The following is a 21,516-nucleotide window of genomic DNA, read 5'->3' on the forward strand; positions in this document are numbered from 1 at the left end:
ACCAGGACCGGTCCGGGGAGAGAGGCATTTTCCGCGATGGAATTCGAGCTCGATACGGGCAACACCGCCTGGCTGATCACCGCCTCCTCGCTCGTGCTGCTGATGACGCCTGGTCTGGCGTTCTTCTACGGCGGCATGGTGCGGGGCAAGAGTGTCCTCAACATGATGATGATGAGCTTCGCCTCGATCGGCGTCGCCGGGCTCATCTGGGTCGTCTACGGCTACGGTCTGGCCTTCGGCCCCGACCTGGGCGGCTTCATCGGCAACCCGGTCTCGCTGATCGGCCTCACGATCGACAACGCCGCGAGCCCCGTGACCGGCGTCGGCATCCCCGGCCTCGTGTTCGCCGGGTTCCAGGCCACGTTCGCCATCATCACGGTGGCCCTCATCTCCGGCGCGATCGCCGACCGCGTCAAGTTCGGCACCTGGATCGTCTTCAGCGCCATCTGGGTCACCGTCGTCTACGCGCCGCTGGCCCACTGGGTCTGGGGTGGCGGCATGTTCGGCGCCGACGGCTGGCTCGCCTCGGCCCTCTCGCTGCCGATCGACTTCGCCGGTGGCACCGTCGTCCACATCAACGCGGGTGCCGCGGCCCTGGCCCTGGCCCTCGTGATCGGCAAGCGCAAGGGCTTCGGCACCGAGGCCATGCGTCCGCACAACCTGCCGTTCGTCATGCTGGGCGCCGCCCTCCTGTGGTTCGGCTGGTTCGGCTTCAACGCGGGCTCCGAGCTCGCCGCCGACGGCACCGCCGGCCGCGCCTGGGTCAACACCCTGGTCACCACCGGTGTCGCGATGCTCGCCTGGATGGTCACCGAGAAGTTCCGTGACGGCGCCGCCACCTCGCTGGGTGCCGCCTCCGGTGTCGTCGCCGGTCTGGTCGCGATCACCCCGGCCGCCGGCACGGTGGACACGTGGGGCGCCATCGTCATCGGCCTCGTCGCCGGTGTCCTGTGCTCGCTGGCCGTGGGCCTCAAGTACAAGTTCGGCTACGACGACTCGCTCGACGTGGTCGGCGTGCACCTCGTCGGTGGCCTCGTCGGCACCATCCTGATCGGGTTCTTCGCCACGAACGGTCGCTACGACTCGTTCTACTTCGAGGGCTCGCTGAACGGCCTCTTCTACGGTGGCGGCGTCACGCAGCTGCTCACGCAGATCGTCGCCGCGCTGGTGGCCGTCGTCTACAGCTTCGTGCTCACCTACATCATCGGGCTGGCGCTCAAGGCGACCATGGGCTGGCGCGTCTCCGAGGAGGCCGAGGTCAGCGGTATCGACCTGGCCGTCCACGGCGAGACGGCGTACGAGAACTCCGGCTCCACCATCACCGAGGTGCGCTGACCGTACTACGGTCCAGCTACCCGACTGCTTAGGAGGCAGCGCATGAAGCTTGTCACGGGTGTCATCCAGCCCCACCGCCTCGACGACGTGAAGACGGCGTTGGAGGGTGCGGGGGTGCGCGGTATGACCGTGAGCGAGGCCAGTGGTTACGGCCGACAGAAGGGCCACACCGAGGTCTACCGCGGTGCGGAGTACACCGTCGACCTGGTGCCGAAGGTCCGCATCGAGGTGCTCGTCACGGACGAGGACGTCACCGCGGTGACCGACGCGATCGTGGGCGCGGCCCAGACGGGCAAGATCGGCGACGGCAAGGTGTGGGTCGTCCCGGTCGAGGACGTGGCCCGCGTGCGGACCGGCGAGCACGGCGACGCCGCGCTCTGATCCGGGAGCACACGACGACGCATGACAAGTGACCCGGTGCCCGAGGGCGCCCGGGAGCACGCGGAGGCCCCGCACCCCCCGGTCGGGGTGCGGGGCCTCCGTGACGAGCTCCTCTCCATCGCCGCGGACCTCACGGGTCCGGGCCGCTCGGGCCTGGCCCGGCGGTCCGCCGTCGGGCAGCGGGTCACCGAACGCCTCGGCGCGCTGTTCGCCGAGGCGACCCAGGACGTCGACCCGTCGGGCATCGCCCTGGCGGCCGTCGGCAGCCTGGGCCGGGGCGAGCTCGGCCCGCTGAGCGACCTCGACCTCGTGCTCGTGCACGACGGCCGCACCCACCACGCCGACGAGCTCCAGCGGGTGGCCGAGAGGCTCTGGTACCCGCTGTGGGACTCGGGCGTGGACATCGACCACGCGGTGCGCTCCCTGAGCCAGTCCCGGCAGGTCGCGGCGAGCGACCTCCCGGCGGTGATCGGCTGGCTGAGCGTGCGCGCGGTCGCCGGCGACGCCGTCGTCGTGCACCGGGCGGCCTCCGCCGTGCTGACCGACTGGCGCGCCGCGGCCCGCCGTCGGCTGCCCGAGCTGATCACCTCCACCCGCGACCGCGCGCAGCGCGCGGGAGAGCTCGCCTACCTCATCGAGCCGGACCTCAAGGAGGCCCGCGGCGGCATGCGGGACGCGGTCCTGCTCTCCGCGCTGGCCGCCACCTGGCTCACCGACCGCCCGCACGGCGCGGTCGACACCGCCTACACGCACCTGCTCGACGTGCGCGACACGCTCCAGGTGGTCACCAAGCGGCGCAGCAGCCGCCTGTTGCTCGCCGACCTGGAGGACGTGGCCGAGCGCACCGGGTACGACGACGGCGACGAGCTGCTGGCCAGCCTCGCCGAGTCGGGCCGCGTGATCTCCTACGCGCTGGACACCACCGTCCGGCACGCCCGGCAGGCCCTGTCGCGCCCGGTGGGCGTGGGCAAGCCGATCATGGTCCGCGGACGGCGCACACCGCCGCGCCTGCGTTCCGTCGGCGACGGGCTGGTCGAGCACGACGGCGAGCTCGTGCTCGGCGTCGGCACCCGTCCGGCGTCGGACCCCCTGCTGCCGCTGCGCGCCGCCGCGACGGCCGCGCGGACCGGGCTCGTCCTGTCGCCCGTGACCATCCGGAGCCTGGAGAAGTCGCCGCCGCTGCCCGAGCCCTGGCCCCCGGCCGCGCGCGAGAGCCTGCTCGCGCTGCTGGGCGCCGGGCAGGCCCAGGTGCCGGTCTGGGAGGCGCTCGACCTGGCCGGCGTCGTCACGTCCTGGATCCCCGAGTGGTCCGACGTGCGCAACCGGCCCCAGCGCGCCGCCATCCACCGGCACACCGTGGACCGGCACCTCGTCGAGACGGCCGCCGTCGCGTCCCGGCTGCGCCGGAAGCTGCCCGACACCCCGAACGGCGCCGGGCAGCGCTCCGGCGACCTGCTGCTGCTCGCCGCGCTCCTGCACGACATCGGCAAGGTGCGCGGCGCGGCCGACCACTCCGTCGAGGGCGCCCGGCTCGTCCCGGGCATCCTGACCCGCGCGGGCTTCGCGCCCGACGTGGTCGACGACGTCACGCGCCTGGTGCGCCACCACCTCACGCTCGCCGACCTGGCCACCCGCGCCGACCCCGACGACCCGGCCACCCTGACCACCCTGCTGGAGGCCGTGGACCACCGCCGCGACCTGCTCGACGTGCTGCGCTCCCTGACCGAGGCGGACACCACGTCCCTGGGGCCGAAGGCGTGGACGGGCTGGCGTTCCCAGCTCGTGGACGGGCTGACGGAGCGGGCGCGGGCCCTGCTGCCGGGGTGAACCCCGGACGAACCGTCAGGGAAGCGGGGACGAACCGCTCAGGGCTCCCCGGATGAACCCGTGACGGCCCGACTCTATTAGGCTGTGTCCGTGTTCAACTCCCTGTCCGACCGGCTTACCTCGACGTTCAAGAACCTGCGCACGCGGGGCCGTCTCTCCGAGGCGGACATCGACGCGACCGTGCGGGAGATCCGCCGCGCCCTTCTCGACGCCGACGTCGCGGTCCCCGTGGTGCGCGAGTTCACCGGCGCGGTGCGCGAGCGCGCGCTGTCGTCCGAGGTCTCCGGCGCGCTGAACCCTGCCCAGCAGGTCGTCAAGATCGTCAACGAGGAGCTCGTCGCCATCCTCGGCGGGGCCACGCGCCCGCTGACCCTGGCCAAGACCCCGCCGACGGTCATTATGCTCGCGGGTCTGCAGGGTGCCGGTAAGACGACTCTGGCCGGCAAGCTGGCGCACGCGCTGAAGGGCCAGGGCCACACGCCCCTGCTGGTCGCCGCCGACCTGCAGCGCCCCAACGCCGTGACCCAGCTCTCCGTGGTGGCCGAGCGCGCCGGCGTGCCGGTGTTCGCGCCGCACCCGGGCAACACCTCCGCGGCCGACGACCCCGCGGCCGACGCGCCGCTGATCGGCGACCCGGTCGGCGTCGCGCGCGACGGTGTCGCGTTCGCCAAGGAGCGACAGCACGACGTCGTGATCGTGGACACCGCCGGCCGCCTCGGCATCGACGAGGTGCTGATGCAGCAGGCCGCGGACATCCGCGCCGCGGTCAACCCCGACGAGGTCCTGTTCGTCATCGACGCGATGATCGGCCAGGACGCCGTCAACACCGCCAAGGCCTTCGCCGACGGCGTCGACTTCACCGGCGTGGTGCTCTCCAAGCTCGACGGCGACGCGCGCGGTGGCGCCGCCCTCTCGGTCGCCAAGGTGACCGGCCGGCCCATCATGTTCGCGTCCACGGGCGAGAAGCTCACGGACTTCGAGGTCTTCCACCCCGACCGCATGGCCAGCCGCATCCTCGACATGGGTGACGTGCTCACCCTGATCGAGCAGGCCGAGAAGGCGTTCGACGCCGGCGAGGCCGAGAAGATGGCGGGCAAGCTCGCCAGCGGCCAGGACTTCACGCTCGCGGACTTCCTGGTGCAGATGCAGCAGCTGAAGAACATGGGCTCGATGAAGAAGATGCTCGGCATGCTGCCGGGCATGGCCCAGATGCGCGACCAGCTCGACCAGTTCGACGAGCGCGAGGTGGGCCGCATCGAGGCGATCATCCACTCGATGACGCCTGCCGAGCGCGACAACCCGAAGATCATCAACGGCTCGCGCCGCGCCCGTATCGCCAAGGGTGCCGGCACCACGACCACGGCCATCAACCAGCTCCTGGAGCGGTTCGACAACGCCCAGAAGATGATGAAGCAGATGGCCAAGGGCGGCGGCATGGGCCCGGGCGGCATGCCCGCCATGCCCGGTGGCCCCGGCATGGGCATGGGCAAGAAGTCGCGCGGCAAGACGCCGCCGCCCAAGAAGGGCAAGAAGGGCAAGTCCGGGAACCCGGCCAAGCGCGCCCAGCAGGAGAAGGAAGCCATGCAGCGCGCCCTGGGCGGCGGCCCCGCCGCCGCGCCGGCCGCGCCCGCCGGCTCCGCGTTCGGGGTGGGCCCGAAGCAGAACGACGAGGCGCCCGACCTGAACAGCATCGAGCTGCCGCCGGGCCTGGAGAAGTTCCTGGGTCGATGAGGTGGGTGGGTCCGGCCGGTGGCCGTGCCCGCCGTGCGGGGCCACCGGTGGTGGCAGGGGGCAGGCCGGCGACGACGCCGGGGGCGCGCGGGTGCGTGGGTGCGTGGGTGCGTGGCGGGCAGGGTCTGAGGCACGGCAGGGGACAGGTCCACAGGGTGACGGGGAGCGAAGGAGCCGCATGTCTGCGCTGGAAGGTCCGACCGCGGCGATCCGCGGGCGCATCCTGCTCGGTGACGACCGTGAGGCCGAGGAGCTCTGGGTCCGCGGCGGCCGCGTCAGCCTGACCCGCCCGTCGGCGCAGGGCACCAACATGCGGGTGCTGGAGGGCTGGGCGCTGCCCGGCCTGGTCGACGTGCACTGCCACGTGGGGCTCGCGGCCGAGGGCGCGGTCTCCCCGGAGGAGGCCGAGAAGCAGGCGGTCGCGGACCGCGACTCCGGCGTGCTGCTGATCCGCGACGCCGGCTCGCCCCTGGACACCGCGTGGGTGCACCAGCGCCACGACCTGCCCCACCTGCTGCGCGCGGGCATGCACCTGGCGCGGCCCAAGCGCTACCTGCGCGACTACGGGCTGGAGCTCGAGTCCCCGGAGCAGCTCCCCGACGTCGTGCGCGCGCAGGCCCGGCGCGGCGACGGCTGGGTCAAGCTCGTGGGCGACTGGATCGACCGCACGCTCGGCGCCGACGGCGACCTGCGACCCCTGTGGTCCGACGACGTGCTGCGCCAGGCCGTCGCCGTCGCCCACGCCGAGGCGGCCCGGGTGACCGTGCACGCCTTCGGCGAGGAGACGATCGACGGGCTGTTCGCGGCCGACGTCGACTGCATCGAGCACGGCACCGGCATGACGGCGGAGCACATGGCGGAGGCCGCCCGGCGCGGCGTCGCCGTCACGCCCACCCTGCTGCAGGTGGGGCAGTTCGAGGCCATCGCCGCGCAGGCCGACGGCAAGTATCCGGTGTACGCGGCGCGGATGCGCGCCATGTACGAGCGCCGGTACGAGCAGGTCCGGGACCTGTACGAGGCCGGGGTCCGGCTCCTGGTCGGCACCGACGCCGGCGGCACCATCTCGCACGGCCGCATCGCCGACGAGTGCGCCGAGCTGGTCGCGGCCGGCATCCCGCCGGCCGAGGTGGTGGCGATGGCGTCCTGGCGCGCCCGTGACTACCTGGGCTTCGGGGCCGTGGTGGAGGGTTCCAGCGCGGACCTCGTGGTCTACCCGGCGGACCCGCGCGAGGACATCGAGGTGCTGCGCCACCCCACCGCCGTCGTGCTGCGGGGGACGGTCTACCCGACGCCCCGCTGACCGCGTCCGTGTGACGCAGACGCGGTTGGTGGGGCCCCGCGCCGTCTGGCACAATATCCAGGTACTCGGCATGCCCGGACCCCTCTCACCCGGTCAGGTCGTGTCCCGGTCCCACACACTGCTTCACCCCACGTCGCGGTGCTCGGACCATCCCATCAGAACCAGGAGAGACCACTTCGTGGCTGTCAAGATTCGTCTCAAGCGCCTCGGCAAGATCCGGGCCCCGTACTACCGTGTCGTCGTCGCCGACTCGCGCACCAAGCGCGACGGTCGTGTGATCGAGGAGATCGGCAAGTACCACCCGACCGAGGAGCCGTCGCTCATCGACATCAAGTCGGAGCGCGCGCAGTACTGGCTCGGCGTCGGCGCGCAGCCGACCGAGCAGGTCGCCGCTCTGCTCAAGGTGACCGGTGACTGGCAGAAGTTCAAGGGTCTGCCGGGCGCCGAGGGCACCCTGCGTGTCAAGGGCGAGAAGGCCGACGCCACGTCTGCCATCGAGGCCGTGAACGCGGACGCCGAGAAGGCCAAGGCCAAGGCCGCCGAGAAGGCTGCTGCTGCCGCCGCCGAGGCTCCGGCTGCGCCGGCCGAGGGCGACGAGGCCTGATGCTCTCGGAGGCCCTCGAGCACCTCGTGCGCGGCATCGTGGACAACCCGGACGACGTCCGCGTGTCCGCGAAGACGCTCCGCCGTGGTGACCTGCTCGAGGTGCGTGTGCACCCTGACGACCTCGGCCGAGTCATCGGTCGCGGCGGTCGCACGGCGCGCGCTCTGCGCACCGTGATCGGTGCGCTCGCCACCGAGGGCCCGGTGCGGGTCGACGTCGTGGACGTCGACCGGCGCTGAACCTTCAGCACCCAGCACGACGACGAGGCCCGGTCCGAACGCGGACCGGGCCTTGGTCGTTCCGCACCCGCTGGTCGAGCTCCCTCCGCTGGTCGAGCTTGTCGGGACCCCCATCTTCATCTTCGAGGAGTGACATGCAGCTGACCGTGGCTCGCGTCGGCAAGGCGCACGGGCTCAAGGGCGAGGTCGCCCTCGACCTGCGCACGGACGACCCGGAGACCCGGCTCGCGATCGGCGAGCGGCTCGAGACCGTGCCCGCCGCCGCCGGGCCCCTGACGGTCACGCGGGCGCGCGAGCACCAGGGGCGGTGGCTCGTGACGTTCGCCGAGGTCGCCGACCGGAACACGGCCGAGGAGCTGCGCGGCACCGAGCTCGTCGTCGAGGCGGACGTCTCCGACGAGGAGGACGCGTGGTACCCGCACGAGCTCGCGGGGCTGCGGGCCGAGCTCGCCGACGGCACCGTGGTGGGCACCGTGATCACGCTGGAGTACCAGCCCGCCCATGAGGCGCTGCTCATCGAGGAGACCCTGCCCGACGGCGGGAAGGCCCGCACGCTGGTGCCGTTCGTCATGGCCATCGTGCCCGTGGTCGACGTCCCGGGCGGCCGCGTGGTGCTCACCCCGCCCGGCGGGCTGCTGGCCCGCGACGCGGACGCCGCGATCGTCGCCCGTGCGGACGACGCCGACGCCGACGCCGACGCCGTCGACGGTGCCGACGTCGACCGTGAGGACGGCTGACGTGCGCGTCGACGTCGTCTCGATCTTCCCGGACTACCTGTCCGTGCTCGACCTGTCGCTCGTGGGCAAGGCGCGGCAGCGCGGCCTGCTCGACCTGCGCGTGCACGACCTGCGCGACTGGACCACCGACCGGCACCGCACCGTGGACGACACCCCGTTCGGCGGGGGAGCGGGCATGGTCATGCGCCCCGACGTGTGGGGCGTGGCGATCGACGAGGTGCTGGGCGGCGGTGCGGAGGGCGCGCACCTGATCGTGCCCACTCCGTCGGGCGAGGTGTTCACCCAGCGGCACGCCGAGGCCCTGGCCTCGGCGGAGCAGCTCGTGTTCGCCTGCGGACGCTACGAGGGCATCGACGCGCGGGTCGCCGAGCACTACCGCGACGCCGGCGTCACCGTGCACGAGCTTTCGATCGGCGACTACGTCCTGAACGGCGGCGAGGTCGCCTCGCTCGTCATGATCGAGGCCGTCGCCCGGCTGATCCCCGGCATGGTCGGCAACCCGGAGTCCCTGGTCGAGGAGTCGCACGGCGCGGCCGGTCTGCTGGAGTACCCCGTGTACACGAAGCCGCCGTCGTGGGCGGACCTCGAGATCCCCGAGGTGCTGCTCTCGGGGCACCACGCCAAGATCGAGCGCTGGCGCCGGGACCGGGCGCTGGAGCGGACGGCGGCGCGGCGCCCGGACATGATCGCGGCCCTGGACGTGGCCGGCCTGGACAAGCACGACCTGGCGCTGCTCGCGGAGCTGGGCTGGGTGCCGGGGCCGGACGGCGCCGGGCTGACGCGGGCCTGATCGTCCCGCCGCCACGGGTCACACCTGCTCGGGCCGCGGTTCCGCGCGTTCGTGTGGCAGAATGAGCCGTTGGTGCGTCGCCGGTCAGGTCTCTGCCACAGGGGACGACCGGGGCGGGCAACCGCCCCCGACCGGGTCAAGCCGCACCGCCATCCACACCCTTTCGGGACCCTGACGGCCGCACGGCCGGGGCAGGGCCCACGAGATTCGCGCCTGACCTGTGGCAGGCCCGGAGAGAACGATGCAGAAGCTCGACATCATCGACGCAGCGCAGCTGCGGTCCGACATCCCGGACTTCCGTGCCGGTGACACCGTCAAGGTCAACGTCAAGGTCGTCGAGGGCAACCGCTCCCGCGTCCAGGCGTTCCAGGGCGTCGTCATCTCCCGCCACGGCGGCGGCATCGGCGAGACCTTCGCGGTCCGCAAGGTCAGCTTCGGTGTGGGCGTGGAGCGCAAGTTCCCGCTGCACGCGCCGACCATCGAGTCGGTCGAGGTCGTCACCCGCGGTGACGTCCGCCGCGCGAAGCTGTACTACCTGCGCGAGCTGCGCGGCAAGAAGGCGAAGATCCGCGAGAAGCGCGAGAACTGAGCTCTCAGCGCCCCGGTGCGCCTCTGATACCGGCCGTCGTCCTTCGTCGTGGAGGACGGCGGCCGGTGTCGTACCCGGCCCGGTTCGTGAGGATGTCCGGCAGGCTCGATGTTCGTCCCGCCGACCATTTCGCCGGGGGCGGTCCGAGGTGACAGAGTTAGGCACGTGACGAGTTTCGACCGGGTGGCACCGCCCACCCCTATCGATGGGACGCCGTTGAGCGCAGAGGATCCGTGGGGAAACAGCGGGGCGCATCGTCAGGGTGGCGCGGCCCACGGTCGTGAGCCGCGCCGACAGCAGTCCGGCGTGCTCGCGATGCTCCGAGAGGTCGGGATCATCGTCGTCAGCGCGCTCGTGCTGTCGTGGCTGATCAAGACGCTGCTGGTGCAGCCGTTCTACATCCCGAGCGCGTCCATGGAGGACACGCTGACCGAGGGCGACCGCGTCATGGCGTCGCGGCTGACGCCCGGGCCGTTCGACCTGGAGCGCGGGGACATCGTCGTCTTCGTGGACCCGGGCGACTGGCTGCCCCCGTACCCCGTCCCGGACCGGGGGGTGGTGGGCAACGCCGCCGTCTCGTTCCTGACGACCGTGGGCCTGCTGCCGCAGGACACCGGCGACCACCTCATCAAGCGCCTGATCGGCCTGCCCGGCGACACGGTCGTCTGCTGCGACGCCGAGGGCCGGGTCTCCGTGAACGGCACGCCGATCGACGAGACGTACATCAAGCCCGGATCGGTCCCCAGCCAGGACCCGTTCGAGGTCACGGTGCCCGCCGACATGCTCTGGGTGATGGGCGACAACCGCCAGAACTCCCAGGACTCGCGGTACAACCGCGGCAAGCCGGGCGGCGGGTTCGTGCCGGTCGACAACGTCGTCGGTACGGCGTTCGCGACCGTGTGGCCGCTGGACCGGCTGAACTGGCACAGCAACCCGGGCGACGTCTTCAGCGGCGTCCCGGACGCGCCTCCCGCGGAGAAGTAGGCGGTGCGCAAGGTGCCCACGCTGCGGCAGGAGAGGGCGCTCCTCGCCTCGGGCGCCCGCCTCGTGGCGGGCATGGACGAGGTGGGGCGCGGTGCCCTGGCCGGGCCCGTCAGCGTAGGCGTCGTGGTGGTCGACGCCACGACGCGCACCGGGCCCAAGGGCGTCGCCGACTCGAAGCTGCTCACGCCCGGCGCGCGCGAGGCGATCGCGCCCGCCGTGCGGCGCTGGGCGGTCGCGTGGGGAGTGGGGCACGCGGGTCCCGCCGAGATCGACGAGCTCGGCATCATCGCCGCGCTCCGGACGGCCGGGCGCCGGGCGCTCGCCCAGGTGCGGCAGGTGTGCGGCGACGTCGACGTCGTCGTGCTGGACGGCAAGCACAACTGGCTCTCCACGCCCGCGCTGGACCTGTTCGCCGCGGCGGACGCTCCTGAGGACGACGTGCCGGAGCCCGCCGTGCGGACGCTGATCAAGGCCGACATGACCTGCACGTCCGTGGCGGCCGCCAGCGTGCTGGCCAAGGTGGAGCGGGACGCGATCCTCGTCGAGCTCGCGCAGCGGCACCCCCAGTACGCCTGGGACCAGAACAAGGGCTACAGCGCGAAGGCGCACATGGACGCCCTCGGCCTGCACGGGCCGACACCACAGCACCGCCGGTCCTGGAACCTGCCCGGAACTGCGGCGTCGGTGGGATGATGTCGCTGTGAGCGCTGAAGACCTCGAGAACTACGAGACGGAGATGGAGCTAGCGCTCTATCGCGAGTACCGCGACGTCGTGGGCCTGTTCGCCTATGTGGTCGAGACCGAACGCCGGTTCTACCTGGCCAACCAGGTCGACCTGCAGGTCCGGTCCGCGGCGGGTGAGGTGTACTTCGAGCTGCGGCTCGCCGATGCCTGGGTGTGGGACGTCTACCGCTCCGCGCGGTTCGTGAAGTCGGTGCGCGTGGTGACGTTCAAGGACGTGAACGTCGAGGAGCTGGCCAAGGCCGAGCTCGCTCTCTGAGCGTTCGCTGCTCTGTTCGCTCCTCTCGCTGAGATTGCCCGTACTCCCGGACAGACCCTCCTGACGAGACCCCAGGGTTCGAGCGCGACGCCGACCCTGTGGATCATCGATCCGTGCACAGGTGACCCCGCCGGCGCCGTCGGACGACCCCTTCGTGACCAAGGCTGGTCACGGAGGTGGACGCGATGGCGAAGAAGGACGGTGTGGGCCGGTACGGCGAGCGGGTCGCCCTGCGGCACGTGGAGGCACGTGGCTGGCAGGTGCTCGACACCAACTGGCGTGGCACGGAGGGCGAGCTCGACATCGTCGCGCTCGACGGCGACGTGCTCGTGGTGGTCGAGGTCAAGACCCGGTCGGGCCTGGGGTACGGGCATCCGGCGGAGGCGGTGACGCCGCGCAAGCTGACGCGGATCAAACGGCTGACGGGGCAGTGGCTCACGGTCTTCCGGGAACGGCTTGCCGCCGACCGCCTCGCGGCGGCCGGGCTGCCTGAGGCCGGGTGGTTGCCGGAGGCGGCCCGGCTGCCGGGGGAGGCAGGGCCGGCGAGCGCGGTGCCGGTGCTGCCGGACGTGCGCACCTGGTTCGGCGCCATCCGCGTCGACGTGGTGGCGGTGACCCTGCAGCGGCAGGGGCCCGCCGTCGTCGAGCACCTCGAGTCGGTGTCCTGATGGGGATCGCGACGACCCGGGCGATGTCGCTCGTCGGCATGCAGGGGCACGTGGTGGAGGTCCAGGCGCACCTCGCGGCGTCGGTCCCGGGGTTCACGCTCGTGGGGCTGCCCGACGCGGCGCTGAGCGAGTCCCGTGACCGGGTGCGCGCCGCGGTCTCCTCGACGGGCCTGCCGTGGCCGGTCAAGAAGATCACCGTGAACCTGTCGCCTGCCTCCTTGCGCAAGCAGGGCAGCGCCTACGACCTGGCGATCGCGGTGGCGATCCTCGCCGGCACCGACGGGCCGACGTCCCCGGGGATGCGCACCACGGGCCTGGACCAGGTGGTGCACCTGGGCGAGCTCGGTCTCGACGGGCGCATCCAGCCGGTCCGTGGCGTGCTGCCCATCGTCGCGGCGGCCGTGGACGCGGGGTTCCCGGACGTCGTGGTGGCGGCGGGCGACGCCGACGAGGCACGTCTGGTGCCGGGCGCCCGGGTCGTGGGCGCCGCGAGCCTGGCCGAGGTGGTCGCGCTGCACGGCGGCCCGCCCGACCTGGTCCGGGAGGTGGTGGCGGTGCGGCCCGCCCGCTCCGCCCTGGCCGCGCGGCTGCCGGGCGACCTGGCCGACGTCGTCGGGCAGGAGCGGCCGCGCGCGGCCCTGGAGGTCGCGGCCGCCGGGGGACACCACCTGCTGCTCGTCGGGCCGCCGGGTGCGGGCAAGACGATGCTGGCCTCCCGGCTGCCCGGCATCCTGCCCGACCTCACCGACCGCGAGGCCGTCGAGGTCACGGCCGTGCACTCCGTGGCCGGCACGTTCGACCCGGGCGGGGGACTGATCCGCCGTCCGCCGTACGAGGACCCGCACCACACGGCGACCCAGGCCGCCGTGGTGGGCGGCGGCTCCGGCATCCCGCGCCCGGGCGCGGTGTCGCGGGCGCACCGCGGTATTCTCTTCCTGGACGAGGCCCCGGAGTTCGGCGCCCGGGTGCTGGAGACGCTGCGGCAGCCGCTGGAGCAGGGCGAGCTGGTGATCCACCGGTCGGGCGGCGCGGCGCGCTACCCGGCCAGGTTCCAGCTCGTCATGGCGGCCAACCCGTGCCCCTGCGGGCTCGCGATCGGCAAGGGGCTGGAGTGCTCGTGCTCGCCCACGCTGCGGCGCCGGTACTTCGCGCGGCTCTCCGGGCCTCTGCTGGACCGGGTGGACGTGCAGGTGGAGGTCCAGCCGGTCGGCCGGGTCGAGCGCATGGAGGGCACGTCGGAGCCGACGTCGGCCGTGGCGGCGCGCGTCCTCGCCGCCCGGCAGGCCGCTCGCGCGCGGCTCGTGGACACGCCCTGGTCCACCAACGCGGAGATGCCGGGGCGGTTCCTGCGGGACCTGCTGCGGCCGCATCCTGGCCTGCTCGCGCCGATCGAGCGGGCGATGACCGACGGGAAGCTCAGCCTGCGAGGCGTGGACCGGGTGCTGCGGATCGCCTGGACCATCGCGGACCTCGCCGGACGCGCCGCGCCCACGGTGACCGACGTCGGGAACGCGCTGCTGCTGCGCACGGGAGGCGACCATGGCTGAGCCGCTCTTCGAGCTGCCCCGTGCGCGGCTCCGGTTCGACCGGGAAGACCCCGTGCTGGCACGGGCCGCGTGGAGCCGGATCGCCGAGCCCGGGGACCCGGTGGCCGGAGCGCTGGTCGAGCACCTCGGTCCTGTCGACGCGCTCGACTGGCTGCTCGACGCCGCCCGCGCGCCCGACCGGGCCGGTGCCGTGCTGCAGCGCATCGGCGGGCTGCCGGCGCTCGTCCAGAGTGCGGCCGGTCACGCCGAGGCCCCGGGGCGTGTGCGCGGGGCGGCCGCCGAGGGGCCGTCGGCGTCCGGTTCGCGGGCCGCGGAGCTGGTCGTCGCCGCGGTGGGGCGCTGGGCGCCCCGGCTCGAAAGGCTGGACCCCGAGGGCGAGCTCGCCGTGCTCGGCCGGTACGGCGGCACCTTCCTGACCCCCGACCACCCCGGCTGGCCGACGACGTTCGCCGGGCTCGGCGCCACCGCACCCCTGTCGCTGTGGGTGCGGGGCGACCCGGACCTGGCCCGGCTGGCGGCCCGCTCCGTCTCGCTGGTGGGCTCGCGCGCCTGCACCGGCTACGGCGTCCGCGTGACGCGGGACCTGGCGTGCGGCCTGGCCGACCGGGGGTTCACGGTGGTCTCCGGCGGCGCGGCCGGGATCGACGCGGAGGCGCACCGGGGAGCACTCGTCTCCGGGGTGTCGACCGTGGCCTTCCTGGCCGGTGGCGTCGACCGGCTCTATCCCGCGAGCAGCACCGAGCTGCTGCTGCGCACTGTCTCGCAGGGCGCCGTGGTCAGCGAGGTACCACCGGGTTCGGTGCCCGGCAAGCAGCGGTTCCTCAAGCGCAACCGGCTGATCGCCGCGTTCACGGCGGGCACCGTGGTGGTCGAGGCGGCGCTCCGCTCCGGGGCGCTGTCCACGGCCAACCACGCGACCTCTCTGCTGCGTCCGCTGGGGGCGGTGCCGGGTCCGGTCACGTCGATGGCGTCCAGCGGCTGCCACGAGCTCCTGCGGCGAGGCGCCGCGGTCTGCGTCACGGACGCCGCCGAGGCCGCCGAGCTGGTCGGCGACCTCGGCGAGACAGCGCCCGCGCGGCAGGGCGAGACGCGGCCCGGCGACGACCTCGACCCGACCGGGAAGGCGGTGCTCGACGCCCTGCCCGTGCGCAAGCCGGCACACGAACGCTCGGTCGCGCGCACCGCCGGGCTGGCGCTCGCCGACACGACGGGTGCGCTCGGGCTGCTGGAGCTCATGGGGCTGGCCGAGCAGAAGGACGGGGGCTGGCGGAGGCGGTGAGGGGAGATCGGGGCCGACTGCCGGGCCCTGCTCGGTCGTCCGGACCACCGGGCTGGAGCGGGACTGTCGGCCCGGTCCGGTCCGGTAGCCGCCGGGGCCGGGGCCGGGGCCGGGCCTGGGCACCGTCGCGCCCGGCCCGGCTCCCGGTCGCCCGTCAGGCGGTCGGGTCGAGCAGGAGCTTGCCGACCGTGCCGCGCGAGCGCAGGGCCTCGTGCGCCCCGCGAGCATCGGACAGCGGGTACTCGCCACCGGCGACGACGCGGATCGCGCCGCTCCGGGCGAGGTCGAACAGGTCGGTCAGCGCCCTGGCGTAGAGGTTGCCGGGCAGCCGGAACACGTGCGGCAGCCACATGCCGGCGACCGTGCTGCTGTGGCCGAGCAGGTTGCGCAGCTCGACCGGCTTGGGCTGTTCCCGCCCCGCCATGCCGTAGAAGACGAGCCGGCCGAAGGGCGCGAGCGCGGCGACGCTCTGGTCGGTCGTGGTGCCGCCGACCATGTCGAGCACGATGTCGACGCGGCCGCCGTTGGCCTCGATCAGGGTCGCCGTCATGTCGTCCGCGCGAGAGTCCACGGCGACGTCCGCGCCGAGGTCGAGGGCCAGCTCGCGCTTCTCGGGGGTGCTCGCCGTCGCGACGACCCGGCCGGCGCCCCAGGCCTTGGCGAGCTGCACCGCGATGGTGCCGACGCCGCCCGCGGCCGCGTGCACGACCACGGACTCACCCGGTTCGAGGTGCGCGTTCTTGCGCAGCAGCACCCACGCCGTCGTGCCCTGCACCAGCATCGACAGCGCGGTGAGGTCGTCGATGTCGTCGGGGACGGGGAAGGTCATCGCGGCGTCTGCGACCGCGCGCTCGGCGTACCCGCCCCCGCCGGTCAGCGCGGCGACCCGGCGTCCGTCCGGCGTGCGCCCGACCACCTCGCTGCCCGGGACGAACGGCAGCGTGGTCGGCGTCTGGTAGGAGTTCTCGATCTGGTGCGTGTCGGCGTAGTTCACGCCGATGCGCGACACATCGATCAGCACCTGCCCCGGTCCCGGCGTCGGCTCCGGCACCTCGACGGGCCTGAGCATCTCCGGTCCACCGAACTCGGTCACCTGTACGGCACGCATCATCGCGGTCCTCCTGCACTCGTCCGACTGCACTGTCCGACCGGCCAGTCTGGCAGAGCCGGCCACGGGGCGGCGGGGCACCGGGCGCCGGAGGGAGGGCAGCGAGCCGCGCAACGGCGGCGCGCCTTCTTCACCCCGTGCCGGTCCGACGGCACACTGGCAAACGTGGACCTTACCGACCTGTCCGGCTTGCCTCGGCTGCCCGAGCAGTTGTCCGACGCCGTGTCCCGCTTCGCCAGCTATCTCCACGCGCAGCGCGGGCACTCCGCCCACACGCGGCGTGCCTACGTGGCGGACGTGACCGACCTGCTGCGGTACGCGATGCGGCACGGGAGCACGAGCCTCGACGAGATCGACCTGACGCTGCTGCGCGGGTGGCTCGCGTCCCAGTCCGACCGCGGGCTCGCGCGCTCCACGCTCGCCCGCCGCGGCGCCTCGGCCCGGGCCTTCCTGCGCTGGGCGCACCGCACCGGTCTGGTCCCCGTGGACCCCTCGGCACGCCTCGCGAGCCCGAAGGTGCCGCGCACCCTGCCCACGGTGCTCGACGTCGACGCCGCCAGCCGGCTGCTCGACGGCGCCCGGGCCGCCGCGGACGAGGTGGACGAGGCCGCCCGTCCGGCGGCCCTGCGGTCCTGGGTCGCCGCGGAGCTGCTGTACGGCGCGGGCATCCGCGTGGGCGAGCTGGTGTCGGTCGACGTGGGGCACGTGGACGCGCGGGACCGGCTCGTCCGGGTGCTCGGCAAGGGCGGCAAGGAGCGGGTCGTCCCGTTCGGCATCCCGGCCGCACGGGCGGTCGACGCCTGGCTGGCCGACGGCCGCCCCGCGTTCATGACCGCCGCCACCGGCGACGCCTTCCTCGTGGGGGAGCGCGGCGGCCGCTGGGGCCAGCGCCAGGTGCGCGAGGCCGTGCACCGGCTCGCCGCCCAGGCCGGCGTCGACGACGTCGCACCCCACGCGCTGCGCCACTCGGCCGCGACGCACCTGCTCCAGGGCGGCTCCGACCTGCGCGCCGTGCAGGAGGTGCTCGGCCACGCCAACCTCGCGACCACCCAGCGCTACACCCACGTGGACGCCGAGCGGCTGCGCAGCGTCTACGCCCAGGCCTTCCCGCGCGCCTGACCGCGGGCGGCCGGCGGCACACTGAGTGGAGCCGTCACCGGTCCGGCAGCAGGACGATCGGCGGCCGGTCGAGCAGCGACAGCGGGTCGATGTAGCGCTCGCCGCGCCGCACGCCCCAGTGCACGCAGGACCGTGGCGCGCAGTGGCCCGGCGCCGCGCCGTCGCCCGGAGGGCTTTCCACGACGCCGACCGGGGTTCCCGCGGCGACGGCGGCCCCGACCGGCACGGACGCGGCGACCGGCTCCAGGCTGGAGCGCAGACCGCCCGGGTGGGTGACCACCAGGACGCCGCGCCGCGCGACCTGCCCGGCGAAGGTCACCACGCCGGGACCGGGGGACACCACGGAGGCCCCCGCGGCGGCAGCCAGGTCGACGCCCCGGTGCCCCGCGCCCCACAGCTCCTCGGGCGGGTCGAACACGTGCTCCACGCCGGCCGGCGGGTCCACACCCGCGACCGGCGGCACGTAGCCGGTCCCGGGCGGGGCGTCCACATCGGCCCGGACCCCGACGTCGGGCCCGGTGCGCAGCGCGCCCGCGGGCGGCGCGGTCCCGAGCAGCACCAGGGCGGCCGCGAGCAGCGCCGTCAGGACGAGGGCCGGGACCCGGTGGACCGCGGAGCGGGCACGAGCGCCCGGTCCGTCGAGCCCCGGGCGGCGGCGAGCACGGTGGCGAAGGAAGGTGCGGCCCAGGAAGGTGCGGCGAGGAGGAGTCGTCATGCCGTGAGCATCACCCGGCGTGACCGCCGTCGTCCGGAGGGAAAAGCCCGCCTGTGCACAACAGGCCCCGGAGCGCCCCTGTGGTCGCGCTCGTTCCCAGCCGGCGCCGTCGGGAGGGTCTCCCGGAGGTCGCCCCGACCTACCGCGACAACCCCCGGCGCGGCGGCCCGGACGGCGCGGGCGACGTCACAGCGGAGACCTGCCGCGCGGGTCCTCGCCGCGGGACCCGGTCGGGTAGACTTCAACCCGCGACCGGCATGTGCTGCCCGTCCGGCAGGCGTCCAGCTCCGCTGACTGCCTGCCTGACAGGAAGAACACCTGGTCGACATCGCGCGTCACACCGAGTCGCGTCCGGCAGTGGTCCGGCCCCCAGGGTCGGCGTCGGGCACGACGTGGCGCCAGGGGCACCTTCACGAGAAGGCGCCGCCAACCGAACCGTGGCCCAGGCCTTACGTCCTGTGCCGCCTGAAATGCGTGCGGAGCCCCGGGTCGATCCCGGACCGCACCGAAAGGACGTGTCATGGCCGTCGTGTCCATGCGCCAGCTCCTCGAGAGCGGTGTCCACTTCGGACACCAGACCCGCCGTTGGAACCCGAAGATGAAGCGCTTCATCTTCACGGAGCGCAACGGCATCTACATCGTCGACCTGCAGCAGTCGCTGCACTTCATCGACAGCGCCTACGACTTCGTCAAGGAGACGGTCGCCCACGGCGGCTCGATCCTGTTCGTCGGCACCAAGAAGCAGGCCCAGGAGCCGGTGGCCGAGCAGGCCGCGCGCGTCGGCATGCCCTACGTGAACCACCGCTGGCTCGGTGGCATGCTCACCAACTTCACCACGGTGCACAAGCGTCTCCAGCGCCTCAAGGAGCTCGAGGAGATCGACTTCGACGACGTGGCCGCCTCGGGCCTCACGAAGAAGGAGCTCCTGGTGCTGCGCCGCGAGAAGGACAAGCTCGCGCGCACCCTCGGCGGTATCCGTGACATGGCCAAGGTTCCCTCGGCCGTCTGGATCGTCGACACCAACAAGGAGCACCTCGCGGTGGACGAGGCCCGCAAGCTGGGCATCCCCGTCGTGGCGATCCTCGACACCAACTGCGACCCCGACATGGTCGACTACGCGATCCCGGGCAACGACGACGCGATCCGTTCCGTCACGCTGCTCACCCGCGTGATCGCGGACGCCGCCGCCGAGGGCCTCATGCAGCGCCACTCGGGTGGCAGCAAGACCGGTGCCGAGGCCGAGGCCGCCGCCGAGCCGCTGGCCGAGTGGGAGCGCGAGCTCCTGGCCGGTGACACCACCGAGGGCACGGTCGAGACCCCGGCCGCGACCGCCGAGGGCACCGTCGACGAGGCGGCCGCCGAGGCCGCTGCCGCCGCCACCCCGGCCGCTCCGGCCGAGGTCGTGGAGGCCGTCGAGGCCGCCGAGGCCGCTCCGGCCGCCGCCCCCGAGGAGGCCGCCGTCGAGGCTGCCCCCGAGGCCGACACCGAGAAGTGACGTGCTGCGCTGACCGGGCCGACCTCGGGTCGGCCCGGTCGGCGCACCGTTCCTCGGGTCGTACGACCTCCCACGAACAACACGACTGCACGGAGGACCAGAACAATGGCGAACTACACCGCCGCTGACATCAAGGCGCTGCGTGAGCGGACCGGCGCCGGCATGCTCGACGTCAAGAAGGCCCTGGACGCGGCCGACGGTGACGCCGAGAAGGCCATCGAGATCATCCGGACCAAGGGCCTGGCCCGCGCCGCCAAGCGCGAGGGCAACGCCACGTCCGAGGGTCTCGTCGCCGTCAAGGTCGAGGACACCGCGGCCGGCCAGGTCGCCACCATGATCGAGCTGAACGCCGAGACCGACTTCGTCGTCAAGAACGAGAAGTTCATCTCGCTGGCCGACGCCGTCCTGGAGGCCACCGCCGCCGCGGGTGCCGCCGACGAGGTCGCGGCCGCCGCCGCTCCCGCCGGTGAGGGCACCGTCGCCGAGCTCATCGCCGCACAGGGCGCCACGCTGGGCGAGAAGCTCGTCCTGCGCCGCGTCGCGCGCGTCGAGGGCCCGAAGGTCACGACCTACCTGCACAAGACGGCCAAGGACCTGCCGCCGTCGATCGGCGTCCTCGTCGTCACCGACGAGGCCGGCGAGGCCGTCGCCAAGGACATCGCGCAGCACGTCGCCGCGATGGCCCCGAAGTACCTCACGCGTGAGGACGTCCCGGCGGACGTCGTCGAGAAGGAGCGCGAGATCGCTCTGGAGACCTCGAAGAACGAGGGCAAGCCGGAGGCGGCGCTGCCCAAGATCGTCGAGGGTCGCCTGAACGGCTTCTTCAAGGAGGTCGTCCTGATCGACCAGCCGCTGGCGAAGGACCCGAAGACCACGGTGGGCAAGCACGTCGCCTCCGTGAACGGTTCCCTCACCGCGTTCGTGCGTTTCCGCGTCGGTTCCTGACGCAGCTCGTTCGGCCCGGTCCGCGCCTCGGCGCGGGCCGGGCCGACGCATACGCGGCCGGCTCCATGCAATGGGGTCGGACCGCACGCCACGCTCCGTCGGGGCGTGGCACGGCTTCGATACTTTCGGTGTGGCGTAGAGCGGGGCGGGCTCCTCGTCGCACCAGGGGTCTCGAGGTCGGCCCGGAGGCCTCTGCCTGACGCAGAGGTGCGTCGCCCGCGAGTCGGGCGCAGTATTCCGGGAGGGCCGGTGTCCCGGCAGTGACGATCGAAGGGTGACGGACCAGTGAGTGACGAGGCGACCCAGAACTTCGCGGTGGACGAGGAGGGCAAGCCGGCCCGGCGAGTGCTCCTGAAGCTGTCGGGCGAGGCGTTCGGCGGTGGGAGCGTGGGGCTGGACGCCGACGTGGTCCGACGGATCGCCAAGGAGATCGGCGTGGCGGTGCGCGACGGCGTGCAGGTCGCCATCGTCGTCGGCGGCGGGAACTTCTTCCGCGGCGCCGAGCTGAGCGTGGCCGGCATGGACCGCGCCCGCGCCGACTACATGGGCATGCTCGGCACGGTCATGAACTGCCTCGCCCTGCAGGACTTCCTGGAGCAGGCCGGCGTCAAGACGCGCGTCCAGACCGCCATCACGATGGGCCAGGTCGCCGAGCCGTACATCCCGCTGCGCGCCATCCGGCACCTGGAGAAGGGCCGCGTGGTCATCTTCGGCGCGGGCGCCGGCATGCCCTACTTCTCCACCGACACCGTGGCGGTGCAGCGCGCCCTGGAGACGGGCTGCGAGCAGGTCGTCATGGGCAAGAACGGGGTCGACGGCGTGTACGACTCCGACCCGCGCCGCAACCCGGACGCGAAGAAGCTGGACCACCTGACCTACACCGACGCCCTCGTGAACCGCCTCGGCGTCATGGACGACACCGCGCTGGCCATGTGCCGCGACAACGACGTCCAGATGCGTGTCTTCGGCATGGAGGGTGAGGGCAACGTGACCCGTGCGCTCGCCGGCGAGCCGATCGGCACGCTGATCACGACGCGCTGACCCGTGCGGCCCGGCCGGGCCGGGTAACGCGCGAACCTTTCGGTAGCCGGGCAAAGTGTCCGTAGAGTGGCCCCGGCACCAC

At 73.3% G+C, this 21,516-nt stretch carries 22 protein-coding genes; 20 read left to right on the forward strand and 2 right to left on the reverse strand.

Annotated elements, in window-relative coordinates; genetic code table 11:
• The first annotated feature begins 36 nt into the window (after window positions 1-36).
• From FHX71_RS03805 to dprA, 16 genes are all read left to right on the forward strand, one after another.
• Entirely contained in the window at window positions 37-1,335 is a 1,299-nt protein-coding gene (locus FHX71_RS03805) for an ammonium transporter (RefSeq protein ID WP_182614496.1), read from the forward strand.
• Between the two features lie 42 nt (window positions 1,336-1,377).
• The gene (locus FHX71_RS03810; protein ID WP_182614497.1) at window positions 1,378-1,716 is read left to right on the forward strand and encodes a P-II family nitrogen regulator; all 339 of its coding nucleotides are present in this window, start codon (window positions 1,378-1,380) and stop codon (window positions 1,714-1,716) included.
• A gap of 21 nt (window positions 1,717-1,737) precedes the next feature.
• The gene (locus tag FHX71_RS03815) at window positions 1,738-3,543 is read left to right on the forward strand and encodes a [protein-PII] uridylyltransferase family protein (protein WP_182614498.1); all 1,806 of its coding nucleotides are present in this window, start codon (window positions 1,738-1,740) and stop codon (window positions 3,541-3,543) included.
• A gap of 90 nt (window positions 3,544-3,633) precedes the next feature.
• Window positions 3,634-5,274 (forward strand): signal recognition particle protein, encoded by a 1,641-nt coding sequence (gene ffh, locus FHX71_RS03820; protein ID WP_182614499.1) that lies wholly within the window; start codon window positions 3,634-3,636, stop codon window positions 5,272-5,274.
• A 178-nt stretch (window positions 5,275-5,452) separates the two neighbouring features.
• Window positions 5,453-6,574, forward strand: coding sequence for an amidohydrolase family protein (locus FHX71_RS03825; RefSeq protein WP_182614500.1), 1,122 nt, complete (start codon window positions 5,453-5,455; stop codon window positions 6,572-6,574).
• Window positions 6,575-6,752: 178 nt separating this feature from the next.
• Window positions 6,753-7,178, forward strand: coding sequence for a 30S ribosomal protein S16 (gene rpsP, locus FHX71_RS03830; RefSeq protein ID WP_182614501.1), 426 nt, complete (start codon window positions 6,753-6,755; stop codon window positions 7,176-7,178).
• Window positions 7,178-7,417 (forward strand): RNA-binding protein, encoded by a 240-nt coding sequence (locus FHX71_RS03835; protein ID WP_020016864.1) that lies wholly within the window; start codon window positions 7,178-7,180, stop codon window positions 7,415-7,417. Before rpsP ends, FHX71_RS03835 begins: the two co-directional genes overlap by 1 nt.
• Before the next feature lie 134 nt (window positions 7,418-7,551).
• The gene (gene rimM / locus FHX71_RS03840) at window positions 7,552-8,154 is read left to right on the forward strand and encodes a ribosome maturation factor RimM (RefSeq protein ID WP_182614502.1); all 603 of its coding nucleotides are present in this window, start codon (window positions 7,552-7,554) and stop codon (window positions 8,152-8,154) included.
• A 1-nt stretch (window position 8,155) separates the two neighbouring features.
• Entirely contained in the window at window positions 8,156-8,944 is a 789-nt protein-coding gene (gene trmD, locus FHX71_RS03845) for a tRNA (guanosine(37)-N1)-methyltransferase TrmD (protein ID WP_182614503.1), read from the forward strand.
• 241 nt (window positions 8,945-9,185) lie between these two features.
• Window positions 9,186-9,533: a 50S ribosomal protein L19 gene (gene rplS / locus FHX71_RS03850; RefSeq protein ID WP_182614504.1), complete on the forward strand. Its 348-nt coding sequence runs from the start codon at window positions 9,186-9,188 to the stop codon at window positions 9,531-9,533.
• A gap of 315 nt (window positions 9,534-9,848) precedes the next feature.
• Entirely contained in the window at window positions 9,849-10,517 is a 669-nt protein-coding gene (lepB, locus tag FHX71_RS03855; RefSeq protein WP_182618450.1) for a signal peptidase I, read from the forward strand.
• Between the two features lie 3 nt (window positions 10,518-10,520).
• A complete protein-coding gene (gene rnhB, locus FHX71_RS03860; RefSeq protein ID WP_182614505.1) occupies window positions 10,521-11,210 on the forward strand; it encodes a ribonuclease HII in 690 nt (229 codons plus the stop codon).
• Window positions 11,211-11,217: 7 nt separating this feature from the next.
• Window positions 11,218-11,517, forward strand: a complete 300-nt coding sequence (locus tag FHX71_RS03865) for a DUF2469 domain-containing protein (protein ID WP_182614506.1) — start codon at window positions 11,218-11,220, stop codon at window positions 11,515-11,517.
• Between the two features lie 185 nt (window positions 11,518-11,702).
• Window positions 11,703-12,185, forward strand: a complete 483-nt coding sequence (locus FHX71_RS03870; protein ID WP_182614507.1) for a YraN family protein — start codon at window positions 11,703-11,705, stop codon at window positions 12,183-12,185.
• Window positions 12,185-13,732: a YifB family Mg chelatase-like AAA ATPase gene (locus tag FHX71_RS03875; RefSeq protein WP_182614508.1), complete on the forward strand. Its 1,548-nt coding sequence runs from the start codon at window positions 12,185-12,187 to the stop codon at window positions 13,730-13,732. Before FHX71_RS03870 ends, FHX71_RS03875 begins: the two co-directional genes overlap by 1 nt.
• A complete protein-coding gene (dprA, locus tag FHX71_RS03880; RefSeq protein WP_182614509.1) occupies window positions 13,725-15,011 on the forward strand; it encodes a DNA-processing protein DprA in 1,287 nt (428 codons plus the stop codon). The genes FHX71_RS03875 and dprA overlap by 8 nt, the downstream gene beginning before the upstream one ends.
• Before the next feature lie 154 nt (window positions 15,012-15,165).
• Here dprA and FHX71_RS03885 read toward each other — a convergent pair whose 3' ends face one another.
• Window positions 15,166-16,122, reverse strand: a complete 957-nt coding sequence (locus FHX71_RS03885) for a quinone oxidoreductase family protein (protein WP_220489468.1) — start codon at window positions 16,120-16,122, stop codon at window positions 15,166-15,168.
• 162 nt (window positions 16,123-16,284) lie between these two features.
• Here FHX71_RS03885 and FHX71_RS03890 point away from each other — a divergent pair, with 162 nt between their 5' ends.
• On the forward strand, window positions 16,285-17,238 hold the full coding sequence (locus FHX71_RS03890; protein WP_312876918.1) for a tyrosine recombinase XerC: 954 nt from the start codon (window positions 16,285-16,287) through the stop codon (window positions 17,236-17,238).
• A gap of 34 nt (window positions 17,239-17,272) precedes the next feature.
• Here the strand turns inward: FHX71_RS03890 and FHX71_RS03895 are convergent, their stop codons facing one another.
• Window positions 17,273-17,953, reverse strand: a complete 681-nt coding sequence (locus FHX71_RS03895; protein ID WP_246402185.1) for a M23 family metallopeptidase — start codon at window positions 17,951-17,953, stop codon at window positions 17,273-17,275.
• Between the two features lie 520 nt (window positions 17,954-18,473).
• On the opposite strand from FHX71_RS03895, the gene rpsB reads away from it, so the two are divergent.
• The 3 genes from rpsB (at window position 18,474) to pyrH (ending at window position 21,434) form a co-directional block, all read left to right on the forward strand.
• Window positions 18,474-19,448, forward strand: a complete 975-nt coding sequence (gene rpsB / locus FHX71_RS03900) for a 30S ribosomal protein S2 (protein WP_182614510.1) — start codon at window positions 18,474-18,476, stop codon at window positions 19,446-19,448.
• Window positions 19,449-19,553: 105 nt separating this feature from the next.
• On the forward strand, window positions 19,554-20,393 hold the full coding sequence (tsf, locus tag FHX71_RS03905) for a translation elongation factor Ts (protein ID WP_182614511.1): 840 nt from the start codon (window positions 19,554-19,556) through the stop codon (window positions 20,391-20,393).
• A 285-nt stretch (window positions 20,394-20,678) separates the two neighbouring features.
• Window positions 20,679-21,434, forward strand: a complete 756-nt coding sequence (gene pyrH, locus FHX71_RS03910; protein ID WP_182614512.1) for a UMP kinase — start codon at window positions 20,679-20,681, stop codon at window positions 21,432-21,434.
• Window positions 21,435-21,516: the final 82 nt, after the last annotated feature.

The organism is Promicromonospora sukumoe (assembly GCF_014137995.1).
Taxonomy (GTDB): Bacteria; Actinomycetota; Actinomycetes; order Actinomycetales; family Cellulomonadaceae; genus Promicromonospora; species Promicromonospora sukumoe.

Coding starts and splice junctions, on each gene's coding strand:
- FHX71_RS03805 (WP_182614496.1), top strand. CDS start 37: ATGGAATTCGAGCTCGATACGGGCAACACCGCCTGGCTGATCACCGCC.
- FHX71_RS03815 (WP_182614498.1), top strand. CDS start 1,738: ATGACAAGTGACCCGGTGCCCGAGGGCGCCCGGGAGCACGCGGAGGCC.
- rplS (WP_182614504.1), top strand. CDS start 9,186: ATGCAGAAGCTCGACATCATCGACGCAGCGCAGCTGCGGTCCGACATC.
- rimM (WP_182614502.1), top strand. CDS start 7,552: ATGCAGCTGACCGTGGCTCGCGTCGGCAAGGCGCACGGGCTCAAGGGC.
- rpsB (WP_182614510.1), top strand. CDS start 18,474: ATGGCCGTCGTGTCCATGCGCCAGCTCCTCGAGAGCGGTGTCCACTTC.
- FHX71_RS03835 (WP_020016864.1), top strand. CDS start 7,178: ATGCTCTCGGAGGCCCTCGAGCACCTCGTGCGCGGCATCGTGGACAAC.
- FHX71_RS03895 (WP_246402185.1), bottom strand. CDS start 17,953: ATGACGACTCCTCCTCGCCGCACCTTCCTGGGCCGCACCTTCCTTCGC.
- FHX71_RS03870 (WP_182614507.1), top strand. CDS start 11,703: ATGGCGAAGAAGGACGGTGTGGGCCGGTACGGCGAGCGGGTCGCCCTG.
- FHX71_RS03825 (WP_182614500.1), top strand. CDS start 5,453: ATGTCTGCGCTGGAAGGTCCGACCGCGGCGATCCGCGGGCGCATCCTG.
- FHX71_RS03875 (WP_182614508.1), top strand. CDS start 12,185: ATGGGGATCGCGACGACCCGGGCGATGTCGCTCGTCGGCATGCAGGGG.
- FHX71_RS03885 (WP_220489468.1), bottom strand. CDS start 16,122: ATGATGCGTGCCGTACAGGTGACCGAGTTCGGTGGACCGGAGATGCTC.
- tsf (WP_182614511.1), top strand. CDS start 19,554: ATGGCGAACTACACCGCCGCTGACATCAAGGCGCTGCGTGAGCGGACC.
- dprA (WP_182614509.1), top strand. CDS start 13,725: ATGGCTGAGCCGCTCTTCGAGCTGCCCCGTGCGCGGCTCCGGTTCGAC.
- lepB (WP_182618450.1), top strand. CDS start 9,849: ATGCTCCGAGAGGTCGGGATCATCGTCGTCAGCGCGCTCGTGCTGTCG.
- FHX71_RS03810 (WP_182614497.1), top strand. CDS start 1,378: ATGAAGCTTGTCACGGGTGTCATCCAGCCCCACCGCCTCGACGACGTG.